Below are 6,592 nucleotides of genomic sequence, written 5' to 3'. Positions count from 1 at the left end.
CTAGAAGGCATGAGCCCGGCCCAATACCGAACTCATGCCCTAACAGCCTAAACCGGATACTATTTAAACCATCCAACAATCGGGGGACAGTTCAGATCTCTCGCCCCGTCATTTCTCTAGCCAAAGACTATGAAGAATAAATTTTGACTTGTCTGATCGATCGGCTATAGTTCTTTTTCGTGCCAAGCACGAAGTTAAAAAACTTTCGCGAGGCAAACCCAATCTTGGGGGTATGGCGCAGTTGGTAGCGCGCTTCCATGGCATGGAAGAGGCCAGGGGTTCGAATCCCCTTACCTCCACAATTTACGAAGGCGGCCGCGAAATGGCCGTCTTTTTGTTTATCCTTTTGCGTTAAAACAGCAACCGTTAACTCCGGGGTTATCAGTTTGACGTTCTCACATGGTCGCCGAGTGGCTAACGGGCATACGCAGTCAATTTATCTCTACAATAGAGATAAAATATTTTGAATTTAAAATCATTTCTGCTTTAATTCACGTAGCGGAAAAACATTTCCAAACACTCTCGTTTCTGAAAAAAGGTAGCCTGCCTTAACAAGCAAACGCCTTCATCCTTTTTACATAAAGGAACACCTACCCTTCTTTTTCTTGTATATCAAAATTTCAAAATTTAATGTGCCATAAAAGGAATTGCTTAGAGGTGGGTCTGATGACTGTATTAGAAAAGATCGATTCTCGTCCGTCCAGTTCACACAACAAGAGCGTCCAGACTGCGGCAAAGCTTAACTGGCTACGGGCAGGTGTTTTAGGTGCGAATGACGGTATCGTTTCGACAGCCGGCGTGGTCGTAGGAGTTGCCGCGGCGACCCCAGCAAACAACGCAGCAATATTCACTGCGGGATTAGCCGCCGTGGTCGCTGGCGCCATTTCGATGGCCGCTGGCGAATACGTTTCAGTTTCCACGCAGAAGGACACAGAGCAAGCTCTGGTGGCCAAAGTAAGCAGAGGACTAAAGACATCGCCACGCGCTAGCTTGTCGTCCCTAATCCAAATCTATGAGTCCAAAGGATTGTCGCCCGACACGGCGAAAAAGGTGGCGCTCGAATACACCTCGATAGATCCAATCGGCGCCCACGTGAGCGCCCGATACTCGATCGACTCGGAGGAGTTCGCAAATCCCTGGCATGCAGCTATTTCGTCAGCGGTTTCTTTTACGCTCGGGGCAATTCTGCCAATGCTGGCCATACTAATATTTCCGGCATCAATTAAAATTCCAATGACTTTCATAATAACCGTTTTAGCTTTAGGCATTGCAGGCTATGTTTCTTCACGACTTTCCGAAGCAAGGGGAATTAGACCAATAATTAGAGTTATTTCGGGCGGGGCTTTAGCGATGATAACCACTGGCGCCGTTGGACATCTAGTTGGAATGACTTTGTAAAAAAGATATGCCGGCTAAATAGCCGGCATATCTTTTAATTTAATTGCAAATCAATTTGTGGACAATCTTTCCAGAGCCGCTCTAAGTTATATAGCGCCCTGTCCTCTTGGTGCTGAACGTGAACAACGACGTCGCCGTAGTCCAGAAGCACCCAGCGTTGTTCTCTCTCGCCTTCCCTACGAATGGGCCGAGCATCTTCCTTCTCGATGATCTTCGTCACTATCTCGTCGACGATTGCGCCCACTTGGGGCTCATTATTTCCGGAAACGATCAGAAAGACGTCTGCTATCGCCAGCTGTTGAGAAACGTCAAATGCCACAATGTCGTGGCCGATCTTGCTGTTCGCAGCCTGGGCAGCGATCCTTGCCGTTTGAATAGCTTGGCTAGTTGCGCTCATATGTTCCCTTTAGTCAGTTGGTTCGATTTGTAGAGGCTCGATGTATTGCTTATCGGTGTAGAGACCCCGCTTAGCCACGTACTGCACGACCCCGTCTGGCACAAGGTACCAAAGCGGTAACCCTTCACCTACGCGTTTACGGCATTCAGTAGAGCTGATGGCCATAGCCGGAACCTCGAGCAGCGTCACTTTGTCTGGCGGTAGATGGCTGATGTCCTTTTTGCCAAGGTCAACCCCAGGTCGCGAAACACCGACGAAATTAGCTAGATCGAAAAGCTCATCGGCGCCTCGCCAAGTGAGTATGGAAGCCATGGCATCTGCACCCGTAATGAAGTAAAGATCTGCCTCACCACGTTTTTCTTTGATCTCGCGCAGCGTATCAACCGTGTAAGTATTTCCAGGCCGCTCGATATCCACCCTACTTACAGAAAATCTGGGGTTAGATGCAGTGGCGATAACCGTCATTAGATAGCGGTCTTCAGCATGGCTAACTTTCCTACCAGCTTTCTGCCAAGGGATGCCCGTGGGCACGAACACCACCTCGTCAAGGTGGAACCTCGCGGCGACCTCACTAGCAGCCACTAGGTGTCCGTGGTGAATAGGGTCGAAAGTGCCGCCCATCACGCCTAACCTGTATCGGTGTTTTGTGTCCTGCCTGACGAGACCGGTCTCGGCACTACCGCGTTCATTCCTCATATCTAATGGCGCTAGCTGCGCACCTGGCCCTCTCCAGTTATTACATACCTGGTTGAAGTCATCTCTTGCAACGCCATCGGCCCCCTCGCATGTAACTTCTGCGTCGAGATACCGATTTCAGCGCCGAACCCGAACTCTCCGCCGTCAACGAATCGGCTTGAAGCGTTGACTAGTACGGCAGCTGCATCGATGGCTGAAACGAACTTGTTAGACGCAACCATGTCGTTCGTAACGATCGTTTCCGAGTGACCTGTGGTGTGTGTCCTAATGTGCTCGATGGCATCATCGATATCAGATACGACTTTTACTGCGAGATCTAGCGAGAGATATTCCGCGTTGAACTCGTCACTTCTTGCTGCAATGATTCTAGAATCTAGGCTCACTGCCTTGTCATTACCGTGTAGCGTGACCCCTTTGGCCATCAGCGAATCGGTTATCCGAGGTATGAAGTCTTCAGCGACTTCTTGATGAACCAACAATGTTTCGAGTGCATTACATACGCTAGGACGTTGAACTTTAGCGTTGAGAATGATCTTTTCAGCAATATCCAGATTTGCAGCGCGATCAACAAATAAGTGGCAATTGCCTGTTCCGGTTTCGATTACGGGAACCTTAGAGTTTTCAACCACTGCATTGATCAACCCGGCACCACCGCGAGGGATCAGCACGTCGATAAGACCACGAGCGGCCATCATCTGCTGTGTCGTCTCGTGGCCGCCTTCGACCAGAGAAACAGAGTCAACAGGCAACCCGCTAGCTTCTAGTCCGCTTCGCAACGCTTTGACGATAGCCCGATTGCTGTACAGCGCGCTAGAACTTCCTCTAAGAATGCTGGCGTTTCCCGACTTTAGGCACACTCCAGCAGCGTCCGCTGTGACGTTAGGGCGAGCCTCGTAGATCATTCCCACAACGCCGAAGGGAACGCGCACCTGCTTGATTTGAACACCGTTTGCTAGGTTCCATCCCCTGACAATCTCGCCAACCGGATCCGCTAGGTCCACCAGCTTGCGGAGGCCGCCCACCATGCCTGCAACGCGAGAGGCATCCAGCGCGAGTCTGTCAATCATGGCCTCCGGAGTGCCGGTTTCGCGCGCCTGGTCAACATCTATTTTGTTCGCCGAGAGCACTTCCGCCATGCTCGACTCTAGAGCGTCCGCCATAGCTCTCAACGCTTCGTCCTTGAGCGCTCGGGAGGCTGAGGACAGTTCAAAGGACGCCTGCCTCGCGCGCGTTGCGAGGGAGTTCACGCTGTTATCTTCAACCGACATGGGCACTATCTTAGTTAACCTTGTCGCCGATGGAACCAGTTCCTGCATGCAGAACTATAAGCATGTCGCGATGAACCACCGCACGATCGTATTCGTGTCCCATCGATTCGGCTAGCTCGACGGTATGTTTCCCAATCATCTTGGGAAGTTCGTCCGAAGAATATGAGACTATTCCTCTGGCGATGCTTGTCCCCTGTTGATCGCAGAGGTCGACGGGATCTCCGGCCTCGAAATTGCCTTCGACTCGGGTCAATCCGGCTGGCAGCAAGGAAGCGTTGGCAGAAACTACTGCTCGCTGCGCACCCGCGTCCAAGTAAAGTTTCCCCTGCGAGCTAGAGGCATAAGCAAGCCACAGAAGCCTACGCGGCCTGCGTTTATCTATCGGAGCGAAAACCGTTCCCACTTCTTCGCCTCTGGCTGCCGGACCGAGTTGCTGCCAATTGGTCATTACGACGGGAATGCCAGCGCTGGAAGCAATCTTTGCGGCCTGAACTTTGCTCTTCATGCCCCCGGAACCAACCGCAGAACCAAGCCTGCTAGTGTCTGCGTCCAGGTTTTCGACGTCTTCCACGAATGTTATCTTTTCAGCCCCTGGCTCGTCAGGATGAGCGGTGTATAGGCCGGGAACATCAGTGAGCAGAATCAAAGCATCAGCCCTAGTCAACTGGGCTATCAAAGCTGCGATTCTATCGTTGTCGCCGAAACGGATCTCGTGAGTCGCTACAGTGTCGTTCTCATTAATGACGGGAACAACGCCCATCTGCAGCAAAGTTCCAAGCGTACGCAAAGCGTTGTTGTAGCTGTCGTGGCGGGTAAGGTCTTCGACCGTCAGCAAAACTTGTCCGGCCAAGATACCGTGAGCCGCAAACAGCTCTGCGTAATGCTGCATCAACAGCCCTTGGCCGACTGCAGCCGCAGCCTGTTGATGCGCCAGATCCTTAGGACGCTTCTTCAACTTGAGCGGAGCCAGACCGGTTGCGATTGCGCCAGAACTGATCAGAACTACATCTCGCCCAGACCGGTGGATCTGCGCTAGCTCGATCACCAACTGAGTGATCCGACTCATATCTAGGCCGCCAGAAACGCTGCTAAGTGAGCTCGATCCGACCTTAACGACAACTCGCCTGGCGTCCTTAACGGAATCGCGCAGAACCTGTTCGCTCCAGTGCTCAGACACCAGTAATCAGTCCTCAAAGTCCGTAGCCATGTCGGCTTCTAGTTCACGACGGTGTTGCTCGCGCCAATCGACGCCTTCCTCGCGTTTAACTCCAGAAAGGGACTGGGCACGCTTCTCCTTATATTCCGCGTCAAGCTCACGACGTCGAACAACTGATGGCCTCACCTCATCAAGTCGCGGATCTTCACCACGGCGGCCAAGCAGCTCAGCACCCGACTCAACCTGAGGAGAGAAGTCGAAGACCACGGGATGTTTTCCGGGTCCGATCGCAACAGCATCGCCTGGCATTGCGCCCATCTTGAGAAGCTCGTCCTCGATTCCCAAACGATTCAGGCGGTCTGCAAGATAGCCAACAGCTTCGTCATTAGAGAAGTCAGTCTGCCGCACCCAGCGCTCTGGCCTTTCACCTCGCACTCGCCAAATCTCTCCCCCTTCGCCATCTCCCTGACGTTTAATTGTGAAGGTCGAATCGCTGCGCGAGTCGACAGGTTTTGGCTTGATCACTATGGGAACCGGCTTTGGCTGATCACGTTTCATTTCCTCGACGAGATTGGCCATCGCAAACTTAAGTTCGGTAATGCCCTCCCCCGTCTTCGTGGAGATCGGAAATACTTTTAAACCACGCTCGGTCAAGCTATCGATGACGATGTCTGCCATGTCTGCGCCATCCGGAACATCGATCTTGTTCAGAGCAACAAGACGAGGACGTTCCTCCAGGCCGCCGTAATTATTCAGCTCTAGCTCAATGGCGTCGAAGTCGCTCAACGGATCGCGACCTGGCTCGTAAGTCGCGCAGTCTATGACGTGGACGAGCGCCTGACAGCGTTCGATGTGCCGAAGGAAATCGTGTCCGAGGCCTTTACCCTCGCTTGCCCCCGGGATTAGTCCAGGCACGTCCGCCACGGTATAAGTGACATCGTCTGCCACTACTACGCCTAGGTTCGGCACCAACGTGGTGAAGGGATAATCTGCAATTTCAGGTTTCGCCGCCGAAATTGCTGCAATCAGACTGGATTTACCCGCGCTCGGAAAACCGACCAAGCCAATATCGGCGACGACCTTCATTTCGAGCACGATTGTCAACTCATCGCCGGGCTCTCCAAGCAACGCGAAGCCCGGGGCCTTGCGAGCCTTGCTGGCTAGCGCGGCGTTACCAAGCCCTCCTCGCCCTCCTTTAGCAACCACGTACTCCGGCGTCTCTTCGGTAAGGTCGGCGAGAACCCCTCCACCTTCTTCGCTGACGACGGTTCCGATGGGAACGCTCAACACGATATCTTCGCCGTTAGATCCAGCCCTAAAATTACCCATTCCCGGCTGACCATTTTCGGCTTTACGCTGCGACTGCCTGTGGTAATCGACGAGGGTGTGCAGCCCCGGATCGACACGCAGAATGATAGAGCCGCCGTTTCCGCCGTTTCCGCCGTCGGGACCGCCAAGTGGCTTGAACTTTTCACGGCGTACGGACGCGCAGCCGTTACCGCCGCTGCCGGCTGCTACTTTCAGTACGGCGCGATCAACGAACGATGGAATAGCCATGTTATTTCCTCAAATTAACGATTACGTCAATCGTATCTTGCGTAGAAAAAGCATCAGAGCGATAAACAAATAAGAGGTCGCCCCTCTTGCGGGTGCGACCTCTTATCTAAGTTTTTGCTT

At 52.8% G+C, this 6,592-nt stretch carries 6 protein-coding genes and 1 tRNA gene; 2 read left to right on the top strand and 5 right to left on the bottom strand.

Annotation, left to right across the window (positions count from 1 at the left end; translation table 11 throughout):
• Positions 1-226 precede the first annotated feature (226 nt).
• Both G556_RS0107075 and G556_RS0107065 read left to right on the top strand, forming a co-directional pair.
• A tRNA-Ala gene (locus tag G556_RS0107075) sits at positions 227-299 on the top strand.
• A gap of 367 nt (positions 300-666) precedes the next feature.
• Entirely contained in the window at positions 667-1,398 is a 732-nt protein-coding gene (locus G556_RS0107065; RefSeq protein WP_051176774.1) for a VIT1/CCC1 transporter family protein, read from the top strand.
• 34 nt (positions 1,399-1,432) lie between these two features.
• Here G556_RS0107065 and rsfS read toward each other — a convergent pair whose 3' ends face one another.
• The 5 genes from rsfS to obgE are packed head-to-tail and all read right to left on the bottom strand — an operon-like array spanning position 1,433 to position 6,472.
• Positions 1,433-1,795: a ribosome silencing factor gene (rsfS, locus tag G556_RS0107060; protein ID WP_028822264.1), complete on the bottom strand. Its 363-nt coding sequence runs from the start codon at positions 1,793-1,795 to the stop codon at positions 1,433-1,435.
• A gap of 9 nt (positions 1,796-1,804) precedes the next feature.
• On the bottom strand, positions 1,805-2,491 hold the full coding sequence (gene nadD / locus G556_RS10580) for a nicotinate-nucleotide adenylyltransferase (protein WP_051176771.1): 687 nt from the start codon (positions 2,489-2,491) through the stop codon (positions 1,805-1,807).
• 11 nt (positions 2,492-2,502) lie between these two features.
• Complete coding sequence (locus G556_RS0107050; protein WP_036916195.1) at positions 2,503-3,759, bottom strand: glutamate-5-semialdehyde dehydrogenase; 1,257 nt, start codon at positions 3,757-3,759, stop codon at positions 2,503-2,505.
• Between the two features lie 10 nt (positions 3,760-3,769).
• Positions 3,770-4,936: a glutamate 5-kinase gene (proB, locus tag G556_RS0107045; protein WP_028822262.1), complete on the bottom strand. Its 1,167-nt coding sequence runs from the start codon at positions 4,934-4,936 to the stop codon at positions 3,770-3,772.
• Between the two features lie 6 nt (positions 4,937-4,942).
• The gene (gene obgE, locus G556_RS10575) at positions 4,943-6,472 is read right to left on the bottom strand and encodes a GTPase ObgE (protein ID WP_036916194.1); all 1,530 of its coding nucleotides are present in this window, start codon (positions 6,470-6,472) and stop codon (positions 4,943-4,945) included.
• Positions 6,473-6,592 lie beyond the last annotated feature (120 nt).

The organism is Propionimicrobium lymphophilum DSM 4903, assembly GCF_000423485.1.
Classification (GTDB): domain Bacteria; phylum Actinomycetota; class Actinomycetes; order Propionibacteriales; family Propionibacteriaceae; genus Propionimicrobium; species Propionimicrobium lymphophilum.
This window is presented reverse-complemented; position numbering and strand designations above follow the sequence as displayed.

What these genes read in the sequence shown, in the direction of transcription:
- G556_RS0107065 (WP_051176774.1), top strand. Translation starts at nt 667, where the DNA reads ATGACTGTATTAGAAAAGATCGATTCTCGTCCGTCCAGTTCACACAAC.
- rsfS (WP_028822264.1), bottom strand. Translation starts at nt 1,795, where the DNA reads ATGAGCGCAACTAGCCAAGCTATTCAAACGGCAAGGATCGCTGCCCAG.
- G556_RS0107050 (WP_036916195.1), bottom strand. Translation starts at nt 3,759, where the DNA reads ATGTCGGTTGAAGATAACAGCGTGAACTCCCTCGCAACGCGCGCGAGG.
- obgE (WP_036916194.1), bottom strand. Translation starts at nt 6,472, where the DNA reads ATGGCTATTCCATCGTTCGTTGATCGCGCCGTACTGAAAGTAGCAGCC.
- nadD (WP_051176771.1), bottom strand. Translation starts at nt 2,491, where the DNA reads ATGAGGAATGAACGCGGTAGTGCCGAGACCGGTCTCGTCAGGCAGGAC.